Origin of the sequence: Bacterioplanoides sp., assembly GCF_965219715.1 — a bacterium.
Lineage (GTDB): Bacteria > Pseudomonadota > Gammaproteobacteria > Pseudomonadales > Oceanobacteraceae > Bacterioplanoides.
This window is the reverse complement of sequence record NZ_OZ244785.1, coordinates 2660293-2682687: the sequence shown is the minus strand read 5'-3', so window position 1 is coordinate 2682687 and position 22395 is coordinate 2660293. Positions and strand designations below refer to the sequence as shown.

Genomic DNA, 22395 nt, shown 5'->3' with positions numbered 1-22395 from the left:
CACTGCGTAAAAGCAGTGCTTATATTTATGCTAACGGGTGTTAGCGTTCTTCGATAGCCACAACAACTTGTGGCGCACCAACCAATAACGGGTTGCTTGAATTGCTGCCGTTACTGATATCTTTAACCATCTTAGTGCCGGCAAAGGTCCCATCAGTTACCCACAACTCATTACCATGAGTCGCGCTTGAAGCGGTAAAATATAATTTTCCGGATACCTGTTTAAACTGACTGATATTGGCAGCCTGGTCATTAATTTTAATGGTGTTATTGGCCGTGCCGTCGGTTACCCAAAGCTGCTCTCCTGCACGTTGTTCTCCTACCTGCATACCTCCCGGTGCGCCATCTTTAGCAACAAATATGGCCTTGTTACCCAGTGCTACCATATCGCGGATATCACTGTCGGCATTACCCGTGCGGATATCTTTGACCCGTGTGGTGCCGTTAAAGAAACCGGACGTAATCCATAGCTCTTCACCACCGTTATCAGCATCGACCGCAAACAATAATTTATCCCCGATTGCAGTCAGGTTGGTTGGCCTGGATACACCCTGGCCGAAGGTAGTGACGGCACGTCGTGCAAAATTATTTTTTGCATAGAACCCGGCAATGTCACCTCCGCCAAAGTTGTAGCTGTAAGCAACACCTGCGTTGTCAGATGCAAAAGAAACCAGCTCCAGTTCGTTGATACCAGAATCACTACCTAAACGCTGCACATTGTTGTTGGTGTCGATGCGCAGTGCAGCAAAGTTTGCGTTAACAGCACCATTGTTTCCGATAAAGAATAAGCTGTTGTCGTTAGCCACCATCTGGCGAATACTGGCCCCGATGTAAGGTGTTACAATGCCAGCAGGCAGACCGTCGCTTGGCATACGATTCGGGTTCACACGATGCAGTTGTGTTCCGGCAGTTGTACCGTCGGTCGACCAGAGTTCAGATTGTATGGTGCCTTCTGCGCCCGCGGCAAAATACACTTTATTATTAAACGCCACCATTTCACTGGGTACCCCTGGCTTTACACCGGTTGAACCATTGGTGACGCGTACGGTGCCGTCAGCAGTACCATCAGACACCCAAATTGCACGATCGGTATCGTCGCTGGCAACAAATATCAGTTTGCTGCCCAGCGCTGTTAACAAGGCCGGGTTCGCGTCACCGCTTGGATGGATGTCTTTCACCAGAGTTGTGCCCGCTGCTGTACCGTCGGTTTTCCACAGCTCTTTGCCATTAACATTATTGCTGGCGACAAAAAAGTGAACGTTACCCGCTTTAACGAAGTTGTGAGGATTACTGCTGCCAGCCTCATTCAGATCTTTAATCAGGCGAGTACCGGCTTCTGTTCCATCACTTGCCCATAATTCAGCTCCCTGGTTAATGTCACCAGTTGCGCTGAATAACAGGCCGGAAAATGCGGTGGCCGGAACTTCATTGGTTGGTGGGGGGTTATCGCCTGTCGATGGGTTCGTGTTGTCGCCAACCGATGGGTTGTTCGTTGTATCCGGGGATGAACTTCCGCCACCTCCACCACCACATGCTGCCAGTAAGGTTGAGGTTAACAGTAACGATGATAGCGTCAGTTTATTCTGCATAGTTTTAGCCTTGTTAATTAAATCTCTGTATTCCAAGCAGGTTTTTCGCCTTATGAATCATCAGTGGCCTGGAGATACACGGTGTAAACAGATCATTAAAGTGCTGCGTTGCAACGCTTTAATGATCTAGGAGTGATTTTTCAGGTGTTTTAGCATTAATATCAGGCTGGTGGTTGATTGGCCTGATTGTTAGTGAAGGTTGGAGTGCTGGAGTCAGACCCGGTACGAATATCTTTCAGCAGCATAGTGCCCTCGCTGGTACCGTCAGTTATCCATAGTTCCTGACCGACACTGCCGTTATTCGCAGAAAATAATATTTTATTCCCCAGGCGCATAAACTGCTGCATACTGTTGCCATCGGTAAGAGTAAGAATCTTCTGCGTACCGGCGTCAGTACCATCACTTACCCACAGAGAGTCTTCATCCCCTTGTATGCGCGCAACAAAAATCACTTTGTTACCCAGTGCTGTAATATTACGGATGCGCGATCCAGCAACACCGGCGTTGATATCTTTGACCACGGTTTCATCACCGGCAACCCCTTCCGACATCATCAGTTCGTTGCCTGCGGTAGCAGTGGTTGCCGCAAAAAACAGTTTATTACCCGCTGCCACTAAAAAGGTTGGCCGAGCGCCTGCGTCATCAAAGTTGGTCAGCTTGGATGCGCTGCCATTTTTATGAACCCAGATCTCGTTACCACTTCCGGCATTGGCGGTAAAAGCCGTTGCACGCCCTGAAGCAAAATCGACCTGAAGGTAGTCCGCTGGCATGCTGCCATGAAAGCCGCTGCGCAGATCGCCGCCACCGATTGCGGTACCGTTTTGCAATACGATATGAGGCTCGAGATTGCTCGGGTCGCTACGATTGGTGCGCGTGTTATTTTTAGCGGTTAAAAACAGCTGGCCGTTGCTGACCGCTAACTGTGACGGAATACTGCCTTCGTACTTATTAACAAGTGGAACCTTGCCTGATGAAAAACGCTTGGTAATTTTTGTGCCGGCTTCAGTACCATCCGACTCCCATAACTCACTACCCAGTGTTTCGTTGTCGAGAGCAGAAAAATACAGTTTGTTATTAAATGCTGTCAGTTCCTGAGGACCAGAGCCGCCGCTTCCTGGATAAATATCTTTTACTACATGGGTGCCAGCCTCAGTACCATCGGAAACCCATATTTCACTGCCATGGACTGGATCAATTGCTCGAAACATCAGTTTGCCATTCACGGAAGCTAATAACGCCGGATAGCCATCACCATTCGGATTGATATCTTTTAGCAGACGGGTGCCTGCATCGGTGCCATCTGTTACCCAGAGCTCACGACCGTTAACACCATCATCGGCGCTAAAAAACCATTGGTCGCCAACCTTGGTGAATTCAATCGGGCTGCTATCACCTGATGCATTAATATCTTTCACTGCGGTGGTACCTTCGGTGGTGCCATCGGTAATCCACAACTCTGCGCCGCTGTTTATGTCAGTGGTAGCGCTGAATAGTAGTTGTGGTTTCGCTGCGGTGGGAGGTGTTGTTGTGCTGCCACCACCGTTATTATTGTTGCCAGTGCCAGTATTGTTGTCACCGGAACTGCCGGAACCACCACAAGCGGTCGCCATCATTGCGGCAACCGCTACGGCCATCAGTTTTATTTTGGTCGACATAAACTATTCCTGAGTTTGAGTGAGTCGTTTACAGGCGTAGTTTATTGAAGGTGGTTAAGAAGAAATCACCCTGGAGGGTGATTTATGAGTTTCGGCCAGAGAGTGAGAAGCAGATCACATCAACAGATCACTTCAGCAATCGTTGAATCACCAGGCGCAGCTGAGCAGCACGAACAGGCTTATGCAGCACCACCAGGTCACTGTTTTTAGCCTGCTCAATCCGCTGTGGGTCGGTATCGCCTGTGATTAACAGTGCCGGAATGTCTTGTTCATAATGGTCTCGAAGCGTGGCAATGGCATCGATGCCGTTATTGTTCTCACGTAAGCGGAAGTCAGAAATAATCAGATCAGCCGGCTGCGTCTCGGTGGGTAACACGGCCTGTATCTGGCTGGCACTTTCGCCATCAATCACCTCTGCTCCCCAGCTGGAAAGCAACTCGATTAATGCTTCGCGAACCTGTTGATCGTCTTCAACCAACAGCACCCGTTTATCATTTAACAATTGTTGGTTCACTTTGACCGGCTTGGGAGTAGCGACCTGGCTTTGATCACCCAGTGGCAGAGTCAGGGTAAAACAGCTGCCTTTGCCTGGAGTCGACTGCAATTCAATATCCCAGTTCTGCAATACGCATAAACGGCGCACAATCGACAGACCCAGACCAAGACCTTTTTTCTGATCCCGCTCCGGATTATTCAGCTGGTGAAACTCCGTGAAAATAGCCTGTTGTTGATCGGCCGCAATGCCTATCCCACTGTCACGAATTTCGATCTGATAATGTTGGTCGACGACTTTTCCGTTTAACTCAACACTGCCTTTGTGGGTGTAGTTCACGGCGTTACTGAGAATGTTACTGATCACTCGGTGGAATAACACCGGGTCAGCGTGCAGGGTTGCTGCGGTTAAAGAGTGCTGGAATTGCAGGCCTTTATCTGAGCATAAAGCCCGATAATCGTTTGCCAGTTTATCCAATAGCAAACTGCTCGGCAGGTGTTGTGGGTGTGGCTCGATGCTGTTGGCGTCCAGTCGGGATACATCGAGCAAGCTGTCCAGCAATTGCGACATGGAATCAATGCTTGATTCCATTTTATCCGCAGTGATCTGAACATCACCCGTAGGCAATTTTTGTTTAATGACGTTAAAAAATAAACTGATCGCTTGCAGTGGTTGACGTAAATCGTGACTGGATGCTGCAAGAAATTTAGATTTGGCCACGGTTGCAGACTCTGCTTGCCGACGGGCTTCATCGACTTCCAATCGCAGGCGAATCGAGTCGATTAGTGTCTGATGTAAGCGCCAGCCATAACCGACGGCTGTGATCCAGAAAAATAATAAAAATGAAATTAACAGCAGGTTGTATTCCAGCTGGTACAGACGAATAAAGACGCCCCATAGTGGCAGTGTGGCAAAGATAAAATAGCCAGCCGGGTAGTACACCATCGCTGGTGCGGGGGTGATGGTCAGGGCAATGGTGATAATCAACAGCGCCGCAACATAAATCATATTTTGTTGTTCAGAGAAATGCTGTTCTTGCAGAAAGATAAAGGGTGCTAATGCCCAGGTAACTCCCCAGATAAGAGAAACCAGAAAGATGATTCCAGACCACTGTGAGCCCGAAAATATATTATGAAATTTATGATTCACACCGTAAAACGTCAGCGTACAGCTCAGTAATATAAACTGCAGTACAAACCAGCTGGCAATTGCGCTACTGCTGCTAAAAGAGCGATAAACCAGGAAAATCAGAAAACCCGTGAGCATTCCACCAATTAAATGCGGCAGTGCTTCACGCATAAACTGGCGATGGCGCTCATTATCAATTTCACGGGCAAGAGGATGATTTTTAAATGAATAGAGCATCATGCTTAACGGGTTCAGCTTCCTGTGGTGAGGGCGGCACTATAACAAGTGTATTTAAATCGGAATACTGTAACTCAGCTCCACACTGATAATACTCGGGCTGAGCTTATGCTCTTTTTTATGAAAGGATAAGGTAGTTGCAGCAACTCCCAGTTGCCAGCGATTAATTTTGCCACGGAAAAATAAGGCTGCGCCGGACGCAAAGCGACGTTCGTCAAAACGAACCTGTTCGCAGTTTTGTTTGATTGCCTGGCTGCTGCCGTTATCAAATAAATCGCTGCCAGCCTGGTAACAGGCAACGTTGCTTTTGTCTTCGGTAATATAAGCATTGCCACGTACCGCAGCGTATCCGAGTGCCAGACCAAAGCCCGCGCGAAAATAGCGTTTACTCTCTCCCCACTGGTAAAACAACGACGGTTCAGCTGCGATCATGGTGGTTGTGATGTAGCTGCCAAGATCGACGTCTTTATTTTTTCCGGAGCGGCGAATTCGTTGCTCTAAGGCATAGCTGTCGTCGTAGGTAAAACCGAGACTCCAGCCAAACCGGCTGTCGCCAAAGAAGCTCGGTGCCAGACTTAACGAGATACCCGGAGAAGGAACTCCGGTACTGGTCATATGCGCTTCCAGGTCGCCAGAGCTTTTGTCATGCACATTAATATTGGTGCCTTTTATCGCCAGAGATATGTCGATATGGGCGCCATCAAGAAACCCCTGAACCGGTTCAGCGCAGCCTGACGCTTTGGCAATTTCCACCACTTCCGCGCAGCTGAGTTCTTCAATCGGTTTATTCAGTTCCAGCGCCATGCTCACTGGGGCGAGAAGGCTTAATCCATATGCCATGTAGCGCATGACGTTCTCCCGTTTCAGGTGGTTTTTTACTGTTCAGGCTCTGATACACTGTCGAGCGTTTTGACAATGATATTTATTAAACATAATAAGGATAGCCTCCTATGAAAATTGAGACTCAGGCCATTCACGCGGGCTTCAGCGAAGATCCAACGACTCGCGCGGTTGCTGTGCCAATTTACCAGACCACGTCTTACAGTTTCCGTGACACACAACACGGTGCTGACTTGTTTGACCTGAAAGAGCCAGGCAACATTTACACCCGTATCATGAACCCGACCAACGATGTGCTGGAACAGCGTATCGCTCAGATGGAAGGTGGTATTGCGGCTCTGTGTATGGCGTCTGGTATGGCGGCTATCACGGCATCGATTCAGACTGTTGCAGCGGCAGGCGACAACATCGTTTCTGTGAGCCAGCTGTATGGCGGCACTTACAACCTGTTCGCTCACACCTTCCCACAGCAGGGTATCGAAGTGCGCATGGCGTCTGGCGACGATATCGCAGCGCTGGAAGCTCTGATCGACGACAACACCAAAGCGCTGTTCTGCGAATCCATCGGCAACCCGGCGGGTAACGTAGTTGATCTGAAAGCTCTGTCTGACATGGCTCACAAGCACGGTGTTCCGGTTATTGTGGATAACACGGTTGCGACCCCTTATCTGTGTCGTCCGTTCGAACACGGTGCAGACATCGTGGTTCACTCCCTGACCAAATACATTGGTGGCCACGGCACTACCGTTGGCGGCATCATTGTTGACTCCGGTAAATTCCCTTGGAAAGACAACCCACGTTTCCCTCGTTTCAATGAGCCGGATCCGTCTTACCATGGCGTGGTTTACGCTGAAGCACTGGGCGAAGCGGCGTTTATCGGTCGTGCGCGTGTGGTACCTCTGCGTAACATGGGTGCCGCTCTGTCGCCAATGAACGCCTTTATGATTATCCAGGGCCTGGAAACACTAGCACTGCGTATGGATCGTCACGTTGAAAACGCACAGAAAGTGGCCCAGTTCCTGAGCACTAATGAGCAGGTTTCCTGGGTGAACTACGCGGGTCTGGAAACAGATAAAAACTACGAAGTTGCTCAGCGTATGGTGGGTGGTAAGCCTTCTGCGATTCTGAGCTTCGGCATTAAAGGCGGTGCAGAGGCCGGTGCTAAATTCATCGATGCACTGCAGATGATCAAACGTCTGGTGAACATTGGTGATGCGAAGTCTCTGGCTTGTCACCCGGCCACCACCACTCACCGTCAGCTGAATGAAGAAGAAATGAAGTCGGCTGGTGTGAGCACTGATCTGGTTCGCCTGTCGATTGGTATCGAGCACGTTGACGATATCATCGCCGACGTTGAGCAGGCGCTGGCTGCAGCTAAGTAATCGCCCGAGCACATAGCCTGATTCCGCAGAATCAGATGTTTTTCGTGAGCAGCAGCATGGATGCTGCGTTAGGATCAGGGGCCAGGGATGGCCCATTGATCCGGCGGAAGAAGAATATCTGGTTTTCCGGAATAAAAGGCTTTGCTTAAGTGTATAGAAAGCCCCTTACTTGTATTGGTAAGGGGCTTTTTTATTTATACTGCGACACAACTTTCAGTCTTAAATCCGGAAACGTTTTATGTCTTTTGGTCAGTCGATTGCTGCGCTGAGTTTTATCCTGTCGATGGGCACCATTGCCGTGACTTATTGGGTTGCAGCCATGCAGGGCACCGCTGAGATCTGTAATCCTTTTATTGATGGTTGTACCGACATCACCCATACCGGCATGAAGGGCGACGGTGGTTTTATCTTCCGTGGCGGAATGATTGCAGCAACCGCATTTTTTGTTGTCTGGTGGCAGATCATGCGTAGCTGGCTGCAACCTTATAGTGGCAAAACCGCACTGAATTTTATGCAGGTTTTTGGCACACTAGCTGCGATTGGTCTGCTGGTGGGAACCGCGGTGTTATTACCGGAGAAAGACGGCACACGCTGGTGGGTGCATGTCAAAGGCGCCAATCTGTTCTTCCAGGGAATGTTGATCGCATTGACGATTAATTATGTGCTGATATTCAAGGCCCGCAAACAAGGACTGGAAGTACCGTCATTTATTGCTAAGTCCGTTTTGATCGCCATCCTCTGGTTTATGTTTGTCTCGTTTGCCGGCGTCACTGTTGGTATCGAAATGAGTCATGGTAAACGGATTATTGAGTGGTGGGCGACCTTGTTCATCGGGATTTATTTTTTAACCGCTTATTGGGATTGGAAAAAAGTACGAATCTCGGTAAGTTAATAGTCGTATAAATAACGCTCTGCATTACTCACTTTCATTCAGTCAAACACAAGGAGGTGTATATGACGTTGCCACAACGTGTTGCACTGTTCTCTTTTATTTTCCCGGTCGTCATCATCGCCATCTGCTATTACCTGAGCTGGAAGGGCGGTCATGTTGACCTGTGTAATCCTTATATCACCGGCTGTGAAGCCATTACCGCAACGGGGATTTATTACCCGGCGGCCTATGTGTTTCGTGGGCTGATCGTCGCTTATGTTTCCTTTGGTTTATGGTGGTACTGCGCTGGCGCCTGGTTGCAGAGTGTCCGTGGTGAACCGCTGAAACCGTGGGTGAAAAACATGGTTCTGGTTGCCATGAGTGCCTCTGTACTGGCTGTTGCTTCATTGGCTGTGCTGGGCGAAAACATGGTGCCGAAAGCCGAGCACCGCGATCTCTGGCGTTTTCATGTAATTACCGCGTCACTGTTTTTTCTGATCACCTCTGCGTGTCAGATCATGATGGCTTATCGCATGAATCAGCTGAAACAACAGCTCGATATTAAAGACTGGAGCATCCGCCTGAAAGTGGCTTTGGGTGTGATTCAGCTGATTATGCTGGTGGCCTTTGTTGCGATTAACCTGCTTGGTCTTAAGGCCAGTGGCGTCGAAGAAATTTTCGAATGGTGGCTGGCGACTTTCTGTGCGATTTTCTTCCTGACTGGCTTCTGGGACTGGAAAGACTTCCGCTTAACCCGCTTGGAAAAAGCAGAGGCTGAGCAACAATCGCTTAAAGTGGATGCCGAGTTTCAGGGGGTACAGTCATGAGCACATTGCCGCAACGTATTGCTCTGGGAAGCTTTTGGTTATCCCATGCTTCCTTCTGGTTCACCCTATTGCTGGGCATGTATCTCGGGAATACTCCGGTTTGTATTCCATACATCAGTGGCTGTACCAGTATTACGGCAACCGGTATTCCTGATCCGCAGGCGTATTTCTTCCGCGGCGGATTAATCTCTGCCTGTGCCTTATTTATTTTCTGGTGGTATTGCATGAAAAGCTGGTTGATTCAGCTGGCACCTGAAAAACCGATTCTGACTGTGCGCTGGATGGTGGCGATTGGTATCTTCAGTTCGGTATGCCTGATTGTGGCTACCGCTGTTTTACGACCTGAGAAAGGTGAATTGCCCTGGAAGGTTCACACCATCGGAGCGGTGCTGTTTTTTGTAGTGTCATTATTGGTGCAGACCCGGGTAACTTTATATCTGCGCCAATTGGCGAAAAAAGGTATTGATATCGGCACCAGCCTGCCATTTAAAACCAAGCTGATTCTGGCTCAGTGGGGATTTTTACTGGTGATGATTGCGCTGCAGTTAATGGATACCAGTGACGACCCGAAAAACGTGGTGGAGTGGTGGATGGCACTGCTGATTGGTTTGTTTTATCTCAGCAGCGCCCAGGACTGGCGCCATTTTAAGTTAACCGACAGAGAGTAAGCCCGGTGGGGCGATTAAAAGTCGCCCCATTGAAACTGGAACACACTTAATGCCGCCAGTGCCGCTGTTTCCGTTCTCAGTACTCTTGGCCCCAGAGTTAAACCATTAAACTCCAGTGCCAGACTTTGCTCCACTTCGGTTTCAGAAAATCCACCTTCCGGCCCAACTAATAAAGCCAGACTGGCAGGTGCCTTATACTCCGATAAAGGCTTTTGTTTGTGTGGGTGTAGAGTGAACTTCAGCTCGGCGTTGCTGTTTTTACACCAATCTGCAAAATGCTGAGGTGCCAGAATTTCCGGCACCTGATTTCTTCCCGACTGCTCACAGGCCGAAATAGCCACACGGCGCCAGTGCTCGAGCTTTTTCTCCAGCCGCTCGCCTTTCAGTTTCACTTCGCAGCGTTCGCTCCACAGTGGAGTAATCGTTGCTATCCCCAACTCGGTTGCTTTCTGGATGGTGAAATCCATCCGGTCACCTTTAGAAATAACCTGCCCGAGATGCAATGCTAAAGGCTGTTGAGCATCGTTTTTCAGAATTCCGCTAATACGGGCATTCGCGCGTTTTTTACTGACATCACACAGCTCGGCGGCATATTCGTTGCCGTCACCGTTAAATACCCGAACAGCATCGCCATCATTCAGGCGTAATACCCGGATTAAATGACCAACTGCAATGTCATCCAGTTCGATGGTTTGTTCAGGTGCGAGTGGTTGTGAGCAATAAACGCGTGGGCCGGACATAACTGCGACTCAGAAAACAAAGAAGGAGATTATAACCAAAAATGTGATTGAGGATGTGAACCGGCCTTACGGAGAGGAACGGCACAAGGAAGTCATAAGGTTTCTGACGCCGGGTAAAGTACTGCCGGCGTCGGAAAGCCCGTGGTCAACAGAGCTTACGTTCGAGTTCAGGCATCGTTAGCCGAATCTTCGTTACGTAATTTGAGGTGGCGATTCTGCAGCTGGAACAGATGCTGAATTAATACCTCTTGCTCGGCTTCTTTCAGATCTGAGAAGTCGATACGAACCAGGTTTGGCTCTTCCGGAGTTTTGCTTTCTTCAATCGAGACAATGGTGCCTGTCAGAGACAGTTCTGCATTCGACGGTTTAAGCTGCATATGCAGCAGTAAATGGTCATCTTTATCGACGTTTTCATGGGTATAAAACGCCATGCCACAAGCACTCAGGTTAATCCGCGTGCGTGCTTCGGTTGCGCTCATATCTCGCTTGGCAGCGCCCAGCAGCTGGCTGCTGCCGAGCAGGTTTATCTTCTGGTTAAATAACTCAAACAGTCGTGCGATGGCCGGGTCCTGAGACTTCATCTGACTGATGTGATTGCCGATGTCCTGCTCCAGCTGGCTCAGTTCGTCTTTATGTTGCTGATGTCTTTCCTTCCAGGCCGATACTTCTTCGCGGCTGATGGTCTGGAAATCCAGTACAACTTCGTCATCGAGACGAAAAAAACGGCGTCTATCTTCCATCACGTTATGTTCTTCCTGTTTTATAAGCGCTTTAGAAAATTTCATTCGGACGTAATTCGAAATCTTCTGGTTTGGCATTTAATGCTTCTTCTACACGGTTATCGTCGGTTTTAATTTCAGGCTTATCGTCATCGTCGCCTTCACGCTTGCGCAAAATAATGATTTCAACGCGACGGTTACGAGCGCGGGACTCAGCGTCGACGTTTTCAACTAATGGCACTTTGTCGGCGTGACCAACAATCTGGAAACGCTCTTCATCCATTTCCGGAGCAATAAACAGCTCTTCTGCGAATGCTGCAGCACGAGCAGTCGACAGTCCCCAGTTTGAACGGAAGCGGCCACCCTGAATCGGAATATCATCGGTGTGACCTTCGACAGAAATTTTGCCAGGTACCGTGACCAGTACCTCACGAATCTTGTCGATAACCGGTAAAAATTTATCTTCGATATAGTCCGAACCGGAACGGAATGCGCCACGTTGCTGAATACGGATAATGATTTTTTTACCGGAGGTTTCTATTTCCACCTGACCTTCGGCGATTTCATCTTCCAGCTGAGCAGCCATTTCCATGGCTTCCTCTTCTGTTTTCTGAGTTTCCAGCTCACTGCTTTGCACCACAACTTCGCGTGTCAGCTTGCCTTCTTCACCCTGGGATTCTTCCTGTTGGGTAACTTCGTCCTGACACAACACTTCCAGTGAACTTTTGGTGATATCACTGGTTTTCTGTCGGATTTCATTGATTGGCGTAGGCTCCGGAATCGATGGGCTGAAGTGCCGCGCGATAACCGAGGTTCCTTTTGGAGGATCACTGACGTTAATTAGTGTCTGCACACCAAATGCCTCACGTAATTCACCGGCGAGACGTTTAAATTTCAGCGCATCCATTTCCGAGAACGACAGCAGCAGTACGAAGAAACACATCAGCAGAGACATTAAGTCTGCGAAGGTCATTACCCAGGCTGGTATCCCCGCGGGGCAGGGAGGACATTCTTCTTCTTCAGCGGACATATTGCGTTTTGCCTTTTATTAACTTATCCGGTGTTTGCCTGATTATTCAGAAACAACACGTTTGCCTTCCTGAATGTAGGACTGCAGCATGGTTTCGATGACGCGTGGGTTTTGTCCGCTCTGAATTGCCAGCAGAGCATCAATGATCATGGATTTAAGGCGGTCCTCTTCATCCATACGCAGTTTCAGTTTGTCGGAAACCGGCAGTGCAAACATGGTTGCCATCATGGCGCCGTAGAGAGTCGTTAACAGTGCTACCGCCATTGCCGGGCCAATAGACTTAGGGTCATCCATGTTGGCCAGCATCGCTACTAGACCAATCAGCGTACCAATCATGCCCATGGCCGGGCCGACGTCACCAAGCGCGAGAAAAATAGAGGAGCCCAGGTCGTGGCGATCGGTAGAGAGTTTCTTTTCTTTATTAAGAAGAGTACGGACAACATCCGGATCGTGGCCGTCGACCAACAGCTGGATGCCTTTGCCAAGAAAATCATCGCTGACTTCTTTGCCTTCCAGCGACAGCAGACCACCTTTACGGGCCAGCCCGGCCAGTTCGACCACTTCTTCAATAATGGCTTCTGGCTTGCTCAGTTTAAAAGAGAAGGCTTTGCCGAGAATCTTGGCGGCACCAAGAATCTGACCAAGTTCAAATTTCATCATTACGGCAAACAAACTGCCGACAATAACAATCAACAGCGACGGTACGTTTACAAACATACTGATGTCGCCGCCAAGTACCATCGAATAAATTACGATACCAAAGGCGCCGACAAGTCCGACCAGGGTTGCGAGATCCACTACTGCTCCTTGCGCTTTCCATTGGATTGAGACAGGTCTGAGATTGAAACTCAGTTTGTTGTTCCTGAAGTTTAGTCAAACTTTGCGGTTCTTCCTGTCCGGATTCGCAATAAGCCGAATAATTGCATTCTGATGCGCCTGGGTTTAGTGTTGCCGCACTCTAAACAGGCGTGCGGATATGACTGAACAAACCCCGGCAACTCCCGATAACTTCGAATTTGAAACGGCTCTGCAACAGCTTGAGCAACTGGTACAGCGCATGGAAAGTGGTGAGTTATCACTACAGGATTCCTTACAGGCATTTGAACAGGGCGTACGTCTGACAAAACAATGTCAGCAGGCGTTGTCATCGGCAGAACAGCGGGTGCAGATTCTGATGGAGCAGAATGGTCAGTCCCAGGCGTATCCGTTTAACGGCGGAGAGCAGTAATGCAGCAGCAGTTAGCAAGCGCACAGCAGCGTATTGAAGAACAGTTGCTGTCGGCATTGGCGTCGTTAAAGCTGGCTGATCAGCGCCTGGCGGATGCGATGCAATATGGTTTGTTAAATGGCGGCAAACGTTTACGCCCGTTTCTCGCTTACGCTACCGCAGAAGCCCTGGGGGGCGAATGGCAACAGGCAGATGTCGCTGCATGTGCGTTGGAAATGGTGCATAGCTATTCATTAGTACATGACGATTTACCGGCGATGGATGACGATGATTTACGTCGTGGTAAACCAACCTGTCATGTTGCATTTGATGAGGCGACTGCCATTCTGGCGGGAGATGGCTTATTAACCGCAGCTTTTGAAGTGCTCGCCGGCGCGCCAACAAGTGATCCTCAGCGACTGACGCTCATCCGCTTATTGGCTCAGTCCGCCGGTGGTGCTGGTATGGTTGCCGGGCAAGCGATTGATCTCAACCACGTTGGTAAATCGATGACCCTGGCAGAGCTGGAAAATATGCATCGCCATAAAACCGGAGCGTTGATTCTGGCGGCAGTAGAAATGGGCGCTTATTCGGTATCGGCAACGCTGGACGATAAAATTGCCGCTGCATTGCGTACTTATGCAGAAGCCATTGGCCTGGCGTTTCAGGTGCAGGATGACATTCTCGATATCGAAAGTGATACCGAGACACTCGGCAAAGCCCAGGGCGCAGACGTTGCTCTGAACAAACCAACGTATCCGGCGTTACTGGGACTGGATGGTGCTAAACAGAAAGCGCGTGAGCTGGTGGAGCAGGCTCAGCAGGCACTGGGGGCCTTACCGGGCGACAGCTCGACTCTGGCGGCGCTGGCACAATATATTATTGAGCGCGATCACTGACCTTATCCGGCAACTGGCGGTCATCACAGTCAGTCCATTTACGACACTATTGCCTAAGTAAACCTACTCATCGGGCGCACGAAACGTTAGAATGTGCGCCTTTTTTATGGGCGATAATTCTCCCCGCCGGACTCGCCACAGGCGCTTTCCGGCAACTACAATAAGCCCACTACCGGATTCGTGATTAGCTGATGTTTACTGAGATTCCAAGCTCCAGACCGTCTACGCCGTTGCTCGACACTGTTGAAGTGCCGTCCGACCTGCGTGCTTTGACTGTTGAGCAACTGCCGCAGTTGTGTTCTGAGTTACGTGAATACTTACTCTACAGCGTTGGTCAGTCTGGTGGACACTTCGGTGCAGGCCTGGGTGTGGTGGAATTAACCGCCGCGCTGCATTACGTGTTTGATACTCCCAACGACAAACTGGTGTGGGACGTTGGTCATCAGGCTTATCCGCATAAGATTCTGACGGGTCGTCGTGAGCAGATGACCAAGATCCGTGCCGAAGATGGTCCGGCAGCTTTCCCGCTGCGCAGCGAAAGTGAATACGATACCTTTGGTGTTGGTCACTCCAGTACCTCCATCAGTGCTGCTATGGGCATGAGCCTGGCAATGGCAGCTCAGGGCAAAGACAACCAGGCAGTCGCCATTATTGGTGATGGTGCCATGACTGCCGGTATGGCATTTGAAGCGTTAAATCACGCCGGTCATGAGAAGTCCGATCTGCTGGTGATTCTTAACGACAACGATATGGCCATTTCCGATAACGTTGGCGCACTGAACAAATACTTCACCCGTTTGTGGTCGAGCCAGACTTACAACACGCTGCGTGAAGGTGGCAAAAAGGTTCTGGGCAAACTGCCGGCTGGCTGGGAACTTGCCCGTAAAACCGAAGAACATATGAAGGCCATGGTTGCTCCGGGAATTATTTTCGAAGAACTGGGCTTCAACTATTACGGTCCGATTGACGGCCACGACACCGATGAACTGGTGCATACACTGGAAAATCTGAAAAAACTGCCAGGACCTAAGTTCCTGCATGTGATTACCAAAAAAGGTAAAGGCTTTGCTCCGGCAGAGAATGATCAGATTAAATACCACGCACTGAAGAAGCAAAACGCTGCCAGTGGCGGAGTCTGCAAACCAACCTATTCCAATGTGTTCGGTCGTTGGTTATGCGATATGGCTGAGCATGATGACCGTCTGATGGGTATCACGCCAGCGATGCGTGAAGGTTCAGATATGATTCGTTTTTCTGAGTTGTATCCGCAACGCTATTTCGATGTCGCTATTGCTGAACAACATTCGGTAACCCTGGCTGCGGGTCTGGCGTGTGAAGGCGCTAAACCTGTGGTTGCGATTTATTCGACCTTCCTGCAGCGTGCCTACGATCAGCTGATTCACGATGTCGCGTTACAGAATCTTGATGTTTTATTCGCCATTGACCGTGCCGGTCTGGTCGGCGAAGACGGCCCGACTCACCATGGCGCTTACGACCTCAGCTATATGCGTTGTATTCCTAATATGGTGGTGATGACGCCGTCGGATGAAAATGAATGTCGCCAGATGTTGTACACCGGCTATCACTATCAGGGGCCAGCGGCGGTGCGTTACCCGCGTGGCTCCGGCATGGGGGTGGTACCGGACAGTGACATGGCTGAGCTGGAAGTGGGTAAAGGGTTTATCCGTCGTCAGTCTCAGGCTGAAGCAGGGCAACGGGTTGCTCTGCTGGTATTTGGTGCTCCGATGCAGGCCGCATTACAAGCGGCTGAACAGCAGGACATCACCATTGCAGATATGCGTTTTGTGAAACCTCTGGATAAAGCTCTGATACAACAACTGGCTGCAGAGCATGACCTGTTAATCACTCTGGAAGAAAACGCGTTGGCCGGTGGTGCAGGCAGTGCAGTGCTGGAATATCTGGCCAGTGAAAATATCAACACCCCGTGTAAGAGCCTTGGTATCGCCGATTCTTACGTTGAGCATGCGGCGCCTGCGGCACAGCTGGCCAGCTGTGGCCTGGATGCGGCGGCGATTTTACGCGAGATTGAACAGTCGCTCTGAGGCTGGCTTGATTTCTCTCAGAAAGCGGGCTGACTTTTAACTGAGTCGCTCGTTTTTTTGCCCTCAGCTGCTTAACTGATAACAGGATAAAGTTATCAGGTACAGTCATGTGTTATGGCGAACACACACATCTAATTTTCTCTTAACGGTTGTATTTGGCGCGGTTGCCTATGTGTTGCTGGCGGCGGTGGAATACAGCCGAGATCAGCATATTGCCGACCATCTGCTGGAGCAGATTCACAGCCGCGCGCTGCAGGACTTTTACGAGCTGGCCAGCCATGTGCGGGAACAGCTGGATGCTGAAGAGCTGCAGTTACCCGCGAATCTCGAACCCTTCGTCTCACAACGACTGACCCGTGAGGCCTGGCAGCTGCAGATTAATCTCGATAACCTGGCTTTAAATGTTATTCCTGCGGCGAGTCAGAATGGCACTGTGGATATGCAGTTTGCTTCCAGTGCCGGCAACCAGCGCTTAATCTTTGATGCCGAGGCCTGGATTCAGGCATTGTGTGACGATCTGGGCTATGGCGATATTCCATTTTCTCTGCAATATCGCGATCAGCCGATTTTTCAGCTGTCTGACAGCAGCAGTTGGGATCTTTATCGCCAGGATGAATTTATCTTCACCGACCTGTCGTTACTGTTTGATCGTCAGTCATTGATTACACAAATGTCGCTGGGAGTGTACGCCGGAATTTCTGCAATAATCGCCAGCGTGTTGATGTGGATGATGTTGTCACTGCTGCATAAAAAGAAAACCGACCTGGTAAGAGCTGACCAGAAGCTAACGGATGTGCAGCATGAGTTGCAGGAAACCAATCATATTTTGTCGCATCAGATGCAGGTTGCGGCACAAAATCAGAAAGAATTCCTTAAAAAGAATTACGAACTGCAGGACCTGAATCGCTCGCTGGAACGCGCCAAAAGTCAGATGCAGTTTTCCGAACGTCTGGCCAGCCTGGGCGAGATATCCGCCGGAATTATTCACGAAATTAATAACCCGGTTGCTTATATCGGTAGCAACTTGCGTGAGCTGGAAGTGGATATGCAGGCGCTGCGTAATTTTATTAATACTCTGGATAAAGCGTCTGATCATCTTGATATTCGTTCGGAATTTTATCAACAACTACTGGCCTCGTACCAAACATTACATGTACAGGATGCGATGGCCGAAGCGCCGCTGCGGTTGGAAGATTGCCTTACCGGTATCGAACGGGTGCGGAAAATTATTCAGGACATGAAACGTCTGAGTAACAGTGGTGCATGTGAGAAAAAACTGAGCAATATAAATGACGATATCGACAGCGTCATTAATATTGCCTCCAGCCGGATCAAGGATGGTATTGAATTAAAAACCTTTCTGATCGACCTGCCGGATCTGTACTGCAATTCCTCTCAGATATCTCAGGTTCTGACCAATATTATTGTTAATGCCATTCAGGCGCTTGAGGATGACGGCGGTGAAATTTGTTTGTCTGAACGAATCGAAGGTAACAGCATTGTGCTGGAAATTTCAGACAACGGTCCGGGGATTCCGGAAGAAATCGCTAATCAGGTGTTTGAACCATTTTTCACCACCAAAGATGCCGCTAATGGTACCGGGATGGGATTAGCATTGTGCTACAAATTAGTTGCTGAGCACGGTGGTTGGATTGATCTGGAAACATCGCCGGGTAACGGTGCCAGTTTCAGCATTCACCTGCCGATGGAGCATGAAGGGAGAGAAACATGTTAAGCCAGGAAAATAATACCTACCTGGAAGAAAAGCGCGGCAGCATTTTAATTGTTGATGATGAGGAACCGGTACGTCAGGCGCTGAAGCGTTTATTCCGTCGTCATTACAATGTTGAAGCGGCTGCCAGTGGTGATGAAGCGTTGCAGTTACTGAATCAGGAAAGTTACGACCTGGTGATTTCTGATATGCGTATGCCGGGTATGACTGGTGCTGAATTATTAAAAAACTGTTATCAGAAATGGCCGGAGATGATCCGTATTTTATTAACCGGTTTCTCTGAACTTGAGTCCGCCGTCAGTGCGATTAATGAAGGACGTATTTATCGCTATGTCACCAAGCCCTGGGATAACGATGAGTTAAGGGCGTTGGTTATTGAAGCACTGGATCTGCGAGATCTGAAATCGGCTAATCAATCCCTGAACGCCCATATTGTTGAACAAAATAAAGAGCTGGAGCGCCTTAATTCAGAGCTGAAAGAAAAATATCAGGAAAAGTCTGAGCAGGTTGGTGAAACTGAAGGAAAACTACGCGAAGCGTATCGCAGTCTGCATCAGGAATTTAACAGCATGGTGCATATCCTGGTCGGGATGATTGAGGCCCGGCTCGGTGAAGACGAAGGCAGTACAGAACAGCTTGCCCGGCTGGCAAAAAGTTTTGCTGAATTCGGTGGCTTACAAGGTGAGGCCATTCAGGATCTGTATTATGCCGCTTTGTTAAAAAACTTTGGCAAAGTCAGTTTATCGGACTCCGTAGTGACCAAATCACTGACGCAGTTGAGCACCAGTGAAAAACGAGAATTTGCCCGCTTTGGTATTAACGGACAAACATCACTCATGATGCTGGAGCCACTGCAGAACGCCGCCAATATCATTCGTTCTCATACCGAATTGTACAATGGTCGTGGCTTTCCGGATCGGCTGGCGGCGGAAGCTATCCCCAAAGAATCACGTATGCTGAGAATCGTCAGTGATTATGCTGAAATTCAGAGTGAGCCTAATTTTCTCGGCCAGAAATTATCGATTGCCGATGCCCAGGCGTATTTATTAAAAATGTCGGGCCAGCGTTACGATCGTGAGCTGGTGGATATTTTTATGGAAACACTGAAAGATTTCGACGGCGGTCTGGTTTCCAATATGGAACGTATTCCGATTACCGATGCCCGCGAAGGTATGGTACTGGCAGATAATCTGATCAGCCCGGCGGGGGTGGTATTACTGTCTGCCGATACCCAGCTTAATCAACGTCATGTGGATAAACTGCAGATGCTGGCACGCCAGTTTGAAGGGCATCAGATTCTGCTGCATATCCATCGCAGTGAAAACGCAGAATCTCTGGTCTGATGTTTTTGTTCGGCTGCCGGGAATTTTCTGGTTAGTATGGCGTCTGAAGTCATCCTGCATATTCGTGGTCGTTCATTATGAACCCCAGTATTACCGTTCCGGGCAAACTCAGAATTCGCCTGCACCTTATCCCTTTTATTGCGGTTTTATTCCTGGCGCTATACAGCCAGGTTGTCTGCCCGTTTTTATCCAGTATTAGTCTTGAACAGATTATGGTTGGATTGATGGCGGTTGCTTTGTTGCAACTGGGGTTACGTGAATATCTGTTTTTGTATTTCAGCCAACGCGATGAACAAGCGCCGGTACTGGTGACACAAAAAGCCTCGGTAATTTCCTGGCTGGTGGTTGGTGCTGTTGCGTCTTTTTATCACGCCTGGAAATACCCTGATTTTCCCGTCGAAAGTCATCTGAAGCTGCTGGTGGGTTACTGGGCCTTGGGCGCGGGTATTCTGGCTCAGGTCGACCATATGGCCGTGGAGCGCTATTGCCGCAAGCAAGGTGTTAATGCCATGGGGAATCGGGTGGAACACATCTCCCGCCGGTTGATGCAGCTGATTGCCATTTTTGCTCTGGTTCCCGGACTGGTGATGGCCATTATGGCGTTTCGTTTTGTCAGCGAAGGCTATGCCACACCGATGGTGGCGTACGAAGTCAGTTTTCTGGTGGCTGTGTTTTTCCTGTTGGCTACCTTAGTTGCTTGGCAATACGGTCGCACGTTGCGCCAGGATACTCAGGAAATATCGAAAGCGCTGCAGACCATTCGTGACGGAGAATTTTCGGTAAAGCTGGATACCAGCCGTGCAGATGAACTGAGCCGGGTCGCACAGGGAATTAATCAGATGGCCCACGGCCTGGTGCAACGCGAACAGATCCGTGATTTGTTTGGTCGTTTTGTTAATCCACAAATTGCTGAGCAGGTGATCGCCAGCGCAGAACAACAGCAGAATGGCTGTTTAACTCAGGTCGGTGAGCATAAGCAGGTAGCGGTTTTAATGTGTGACATCCGCGACTTTACCGCGATCACTGAAACCATGGCACCGGAAAAACTGGTGAGCCTGTTAAATGGTTATTTCGCCGAGATGGTCAGTGCGATTCAGAATCATAACGGCGTAGTCGCGGCGATGCAGTGATGGCGGTCTTTGGCTTAACCGACGAACAGAGTGACGCGCAGGTTTGTAATAATGCGGTGGCTGCGGCGACGGAAATGCGTCAGCGTCTGGCGAGCTACAATCAGCGCCTGGCATCGGAGTCTCAGGTCACATTGGAGAACGGTATTGGCATCCATTTTGGTGATGTGGTGGCAGGTTGTATCGGCAGTAGCGAGCGGGTCGAATACACGGTGATGGGCAGTACCGTTAACATGGCTGCGCGAATTGAAGGTCAGTGTAAAAAAGAAGGGGTGGCACCACTGCTGTTCAGCAAAGAAGTTGCGGAGCATGTTGCCGGGAGTCGCCAGTTAGGAGCTTTCGGGTTAAAAGGCCTGGCTCAGCCGGTGGATTTATTTACCACCGACTGAATCGTTTGAGTTCAGGCTTCGTCGTCTTGATGGCTGACCAGTGATTCTTCACCGTCTTTCGGTAAAAAGTGGCCAAGCTTGCTGGCTTTGGTTTTCAGGTAACCATCGTTGTGGGGATTACGGCCTACCTGCAGCGGAACACGTTCTTCGATGGTCACGCCGGCATCCGCAAGTGCTTTCACTTTACGCGGATTGTTGGTCATTAGACGAATGGTCTTAATACCCAGTTCTTCCAGCATTGGCTGACACATGGAGTAGTTACGCATATCGGCGCCAAAACCCAGCTGTTCGTTGGCTTCAACGGTATCTGCACCCTGGTCCTGCAGGTTGTACGCTCTGATCTTGTTCAACAGACCAATGCCACGACCTTCCTGACGCAGATATAACACCACGCCACGGCCAGCTTCTGATACTGAACGCAACGCTTCTTCCAGCTGATAACCACAGTCACAACGCATCGAAAATAATGCATCGCCAGTCAGACACTCGGAATGTGCACGAGCCAGAACCGGTTCACCGCTTGCGATATCACCCATGGTCAGCGCCACATGTTCTTTGCCTGTTGCTGTCTCTTCAAAGCCATGCATGGTGAAAACACCAAAGGGTGTTGGCAGTTTGGATGAGGCGATGAATTTAATGGTCAAAGTACTAACCTCTGGACTATCCAGCGTATAAAACAGGGCGCGTATTCTAACAGTGAAGCAGCCTTGTGACTAATTTAGCGATAGAATTGATTGTCTCATGGCTAACTGAACGGATAGAAGTGCGCTGATATGTTGTGGTTTATTTTGTTCCTGACATTGCTGCTGACCCTGAGCTTGCCCGGTATCTGGGTACAGCATGTGTTGAAGAAACACAGCGGTCAGCGCGATGACTTTCCCGGTAATGGCGGTGAAATGGCTAATCACTTGTTGGCAAAACTGGCGATCGATGATGTCAGCGTCGAAGAAACCGATCAGGGCGATCATTACGACCCACAGAGTCGGGCGGTGCGGCTGACTAAAGATAAGCTTGAAGGTAAAAGCCTCACAGCTGTTGTGGTTGCTGCTCACGAAGTGGGTCATGCGTTACAACACCATAAAAAAGAAACCCTGTTTCAGAGCCGGACCCGGTTGGCGCATATCGCTTATTGGGCACAAAAAACGGCGCCGCTGGCACTGGTTGTTGCGCCAATGCTGATCAGTGTTGCTCCGGGAGCGTCACGTTGGGCGTTATTCGCTGCCGTAGGAGCAATGCTGCTGGGTACGCTGATGCACTTTCTGACGTTGCCTGTGGAGTGGGATGCCAGCTTTAACAAGGCCTTACCACTGCTGGAGGAAGGTAAATACTTTAATCAGCAGGACATGCAGTCGGCTCGTCAGATTCTGCGCGCAGCCGCTTTCACCTACGTTGCCGGGTCGCTGGCCAGTCTGTTGAATATCTGGCGCTGGTTGCGTTATCTGCGGCGTTAGCCCGCT

General features: G+C 49.6%; 21 protein-coding genes. 12 read left to right on the top strand and 9 right to left on the bottom strand.

The features are described from left to right. Nucleotides 1-40: 40 nt before the first annotated feature. From ACOQOZ_RS12655 to ACOQOZ_RS12640, 4 genes are all read right to left on the bottom strand, one after another. On the bottom strand, nucleotides 41-1588 hold the full coding sequence (locus ACOQOZ_RS12655) for an ELWxxDGT repeat protein (RefSeq protein WP_420588533.1): 1548 nt from the start codon (nucleotides 1586-1588) through the stop codon (nucleotides 41-43). Between the two features lie 161 nt (nucleotides 1589-1749). Next, nucleotides 1750-3243 carry an ELWxxDGT repeat protein gene (locus tag ACOQOZ_RS12650; protein ID WP_420588532.1) on the bottom strand — a complete coding sequence of 498 codons (1494 nt, stop codon included), beginning with the start codon at nucleotides 3241-3243 and terminating at the stop codon, nucleotides 1750-1752. A 127-nt stretch (nucleotides 3244-3370) separates the two neighbouring features. Then, the gene (locus ACOQOZ_RS12645; protein WP_420588531.1) at nucleotides 3371-5104 is read right to left on the bottom strand and encodes a hybrid sensor histidine kinase/response regulator; all 1734 of its coding nucleotides are present in this window, start codon (nucleotides 5102-5104) and stop codon (nucleotides 3371-3373) included. 51 nt (nucleotides 5105-5155) lie between these two features. After that, entirely contained in the window at nucleotides 5156-5950 is a 795-nt protein-coding gene (locus ACOQOZ_RS12640) for a hypothetical protein (RefSeq protein WP_420588530.1), read from the bottom strand. A 101-nt stretch (nucleotides 5951-6051) separates the two neighbouring features. On the opposite strand from ACOQOZ_RS12640, the gene ACOQOZ_RS12635 reads away from it, so the two are divergent. The 4 genes from ACOQOZ_RS12635 (at nucleotide 6052) to ACOQOZ_RS12620 (ending at nucleotide 9689) form a co-directional block, all read left to right on the top strand. Then, complete coding sequence (locus ACOQOZ_RS12635) at nucleotides 6052-7323, top strand: bifunctional O-acetylhomoserine aminocarboxypropyltransferase/cysteine synthase (protein ID WP_420588529.1); 1272 nt, start codon at nucleotides 6052-6054, stop codon at nucleotides 7321-7323. A gap of 238 nt (nucleotides 7324-7561) precedes the next feature. Further along, on the top strand, nucleotides 7562-8215 hold the full coding sequence (locus ACOQOZ_RS12630; RefSeq protein ID WP_420588528.1) for a hypothetical protein: 654 nt from the start codon (nucleotides 7562-7564) through the stop codon (nucleotides 8213-8215). Between the two features lie 62 nt (nucleotides 8216-8277). Next, on the top strand, nucleotides 8278-9021 hold the full coding sequence (locus tag ACOQOZ_RS12625) for a hypothetical protein (protein WP_420588527.1): 744 nt from the start codon (nucleotides 8278-8280) through the stop codon (nucleotides 9019-9021). Further along, nucleotides 9018-9689, top strand: a complete 672-nt coding sequence (locus tag ACOQOZ_RS12620; protein ID WP_420588526.1) for a hypothetical protein — start codon at nucleotides 9018-9020, stop codon at nucleotides 9687-9689. The genes ACOQOZ_RS12625 and ACOQOZ_RS12620 overlap by 4 nt, the downstream gene beginning before the upstream one ends. A 14-nt stretch (nucleotides 9690-9703) precedes the next feature. On the opposite strand, the gene ACOQOZ_RS12615 is transcribed toward ACOQOZ_RS12620, so the two are convergent. From ACOQOZ_RS12615 to pomA, 4 genes are all read right to left on the bottom strand, one after another. Beyond that, nucleotides 9704-10429 (bottom strand): 16S rRNA (uracil(1498)-N(3))-methyltransferase, encoded by a 726-nt coding sequence (locus tag ACOQOZ_RS12615; protein WP_420588525.1) that lies wholly within the window; start codon nucleotides 10427-10429, stop codon nucleotides 9704-9706. A gap of 167 nt (nucleotides 10430-10596) precedes the next feature. After that, nucleotides 10597-11169 carry a PilZ domain-containing protein gene (locus ACOQOZ_RS12610; RefSeq protein ID WP_420592416.1) on the bottom strand — a complete coding sequence of 191 codons (573 nt, stop codon included), beginning with the start codon at nucleotides 11167-11169 and terminating at the stop codon, nucleotides 10597-10599. A gap of 31 nt (nucleotides 11170-11200) precedes the next feature. Then, entirely contained in the window at nucleotides 11201-12178 is a 978-nt protein-coding gene (locus tag ACOQOZ_RS12605) for a flagellar motor protein MotB (RefSeq protein WP_420588524.1), read from the bottom strand. Nucleotides 12179-12220: 42 nt separating this feature from the next. After that, nucleotides 12221-12976, bottom strand: coding sequence for a flagellar motor protein PomA (gene pomA, locus ACOQOZ_RS12600; RefSeq protein WP_420588523.1), 756 nt, complete (start codon nucleotides 12974-12976; stop codon nucleotides 12221-12223). Between the two features lie 178 nt (nucleotides 12977-13154). Here pomA and ACOQOZ_RS12595 point away from each other — a divergent pair, with 178 nt between their 5' ends. The 7 genes from ACOQOZ_RS12595 (at nucleotide 13155) to ACOQOZ_RS12565 (ending at nucleotide 20938) form a co-directional block, all read left to right on the top strand. Further along, nucleotides 13155-13406 (top strand): exodeoxyribonuclease VII small subunit, encoded by a 252-nt coding sequence (locus tag ACOQOZ_RS12595; RefSeq protein ID WP_420588522.1) that lies wholly within the window; start codon nucleotides 13155-13157, stop codon nucleotides 13404-13406. Continuing rightward, entirely contained in the window at nucleotides 13406-14284 is an 879-nt protein-coding gene (ispA, locus tag ACOQOZ_RS12590) for a (2E,6E)-farnesyl diphosphate synthase (RefSeq protein WP_420588521.1), read from the top strand. The genes ACOQOZ_RS12595 and ispA overlap by 1 nt, the downstream gene beginning before the upstream one ends. A gap of 191 nt (nucleotides 14285-14475) precedes the next feature. Beyond that, a complete protein-coding gene (gene dxs, locus ACOQOZ_RS12585) occupies nucleotides 14476-16347 on the top strand; it encodes a 1-deoxy-D-xylulose-5-phosphate synthase (protein WP_420588520.1) in 1872 nt (623 codons plus the stop codon). A gap of 109 nt (nucleotides 16348-16456) precedes the next feature. Continuing rightward, nucleotides 16457-18082 carry a sensor histidine kinase gene (locus ACOQOZ_RS12580; RefSeq protein ID WP_420588519.1) on the top strand — a complete coding sequence of 542 codons (1626 nt, stop codon included), beginning with the start codon at nucleotides 16457-16459 and terminating at the stop codon, nucleotides 18080-18082. Continuing rightward, nucleotides 18076-19422 carry a response regulator gene (locus ACOQOZ_RS12575; protein ID WP_420588518.1) on the top strand — a complete coding sequence of 449 codons (1347 nt, stop codon included), beginning with the start codon at nucleotides 18076-18078 and terminating at the stop codon, nucleotides 19420-19422. The genes ACOQOZ_RS12580 and ACOQOZ_RS12575 overlap by 7 nt, the downstream gene beginning before the upstream one ends. Nucleotides 19423-19499: 77 nt before the next feature. Beyond that, nucleotides 19500-20552, top strand: coding sequence for an adenylate/guanylate cyclase domain-containing protein (locus ACOQOZ_RS12570; protein ID WP_420588517.1), 1053 nt, complete (start codon nucleotides 19500-19502; stop codon nucleotides 20550-20552). Next, nucleotides 20552-20938 carry an adenylate/guanylate cyclase domain-containing protein gene (locus ACOQOZ_RS12565; RefSeq protein WP_420588516.1) on the top strand — a complete coding sequence of 129 codons (387 nt, stop codon included), beginning with the start codon at nucleotides 20552-20554 and terminating at the stop codon, nucleotides 20936-20938. Before ACOQOZ_RS12570 ends, ACOQOZ_RS12565 begins: the two co-directional genes overlap by 1 nt. 11 nt (nucleotides 20939-20949) lie before the next feature. Here the strand turns inward: ACOQOZ_RS12565 and ribA are convergent, their stop codons facing one another. Then, complete coding sequence (gene ribA, locus ACOQOZ_RS12560; protein WP_420588515.1) at nucleotides 20950-21582, bottom strand: GTP cyclohydrolase II; 633 nt, start codon at nucleotides 21580-21582, stop codon at nucleotides 20950-20952. A 129-nt stretch (nucleotides 21583-21711) separates the two neighbouring features. Here ribA and ACOQOZ_RS12555 point away from each other — a divergent pair, with 129 nt between their 5' ends. Beyond that, nucleotides 21712-22389, top strand: a complete 678-nt coding sequence (locus ACOQOZ_RS12555) for a zinc metallopeptidase (protein WP_420588514.1) — start codon at nucleotides 21712-21714, stop codon at nucleotides 22387-22389. Nucleotides 22390-22395 lie beyond the last annotated feature (6 nt).

Excerpts from the sequence above, each read along its gene's own strand:
- ACOQOZ_RS12640 (WP_420588530.1), bottom strand. The coding sequence starts at position 5,950 with ATGCGCTACATGGCATATGGATTAAGCCTTCTCGCCCCAGTGAGCATG.
- ACOQOZ_RS12650 (WP_420588532.1), bottom strand. The coding sequence starts at position 3,243 with ATGTCGACCAAAATAAAACTGATGGCCGTAGCGGTTGCCGCAATGATG.
- ACOQOZ_RS12645 (WP_420588531.1), bottom strand. The coding sequence starts at position 5,104 with ATGATGCTCTATTCATTTAAAAATCATCCTCTTGCCCGTGAAATTGAT.
- ACOQOZ_RS12625 (WP_420588527.1), top strand. The coding sequence starts at position 8,278 with ATGACGTTGCCACAACGTGTTGCACTGTTCTCTTTTATTTTCCCGGTC.
- ACOQOZ_RS12555 (WP_420588514.1), top strand. The coding sequence starts at position 21,712 with ATGTTGTGGTTTATTTTGTTCCTGACATTGCTGCTGACCCTGAGCTTG.
- ACOQOZ_RS12610 (WP_420592416.1), bottom strand. The coding sequence starts at position 11,169 with ATGGAAGATAGACGCCGTTTTTTTCGTCTCGATGACGAAGTTGTACTG.
- ACOQOZ_RS12570 (WP_420588517.1), top strand. The coding sequence starts at position 19,500 with ATGAACCCCAGTATTACCGTTCCGGGCAAACTCAGAATTCGCCTGCAC.
- ACOQOZ_RS12655 (WP_420588533.1), bottom strand. The coding sequence starts at position 1,588 with ATGCAGAATAAACTGACGCTATCATCGTTACTGTTAACCTCAACCTTA.
- ACOQOZ_RS12630 (WP_420588528.1), top strand. The coding sequence starts at position 7,562 with ATGTCTTTTGGTCAGTCGATTGCTGCGCTGAGTTTTATCCTGTCGATG.
- ispA (WP_420588521.1), top strand. The coding sequence starts at position 13,406 with ATGCAGCAGCAGTTAGCAAGCGCACAGCAGCGTATTGAAGAACAGTTG.
- ACOQOZ_RS12595 (WP_420588522.1), top strand. The coding sequence starts at position 13,155 with ATGACTGAACAAACCCCGGCAACTCCCGATAACTTCGAATTTGAAACG.
- ACOQOZ_RS12620 (WP_420588526.1), top strand. The coding sequence starts at position 9,018 with ATGAGCACATTGCCGCAACGTATTGCTCTGGGAAGCTTTTGGTTATCC.
- ACOQOZ_RS12565 (WP_420588516.1), top strand. The coding sequence starts at position 20,552 with ATGGCGGTCTTTGGCTTAACCGACGAACAGAGTGACGCGCAGGTTTGT.
- ACOQOZ_RS12635 (WP_420588529.1), top strand. The coding sequence starts at position 6,052 with ATGAAAATTGAGACTCAGGCCATTCACGCGGGCTTCAGCGAAGATCCA.
- ACOQOZ_RS12615 (WP_420588525.1), bottom strand. The coding sequence starts at position 10,429 with ATGTCCGGCCCACGCGTTTATTGCTCACAACCACTCGCACCTGAACAA.
- dxs (WP_420588520.1), top strand. The coding sequence starts at position 14,476 with ATGTTTACTGAGATTCCAAGCTCCAGACCGTCTACGCCGTTGCTCGAC.
- ACOQOZ_RS12575 (WP_420588518.1), top strand. The coding sequence starts at position 18,076 with ATGTTAAGCCAGGAAAATAATACCTACCTGGAAGAAAAGCGCGGCAGC.
- ACOQOZ_RS12605 (WP_420588524.1), bottom strand. The coding sequence starts at position 12,178 with ATGTCCGCTGAAGAAGAAGAATGTCCTCCCTGCCCCGCGGGGATACCA.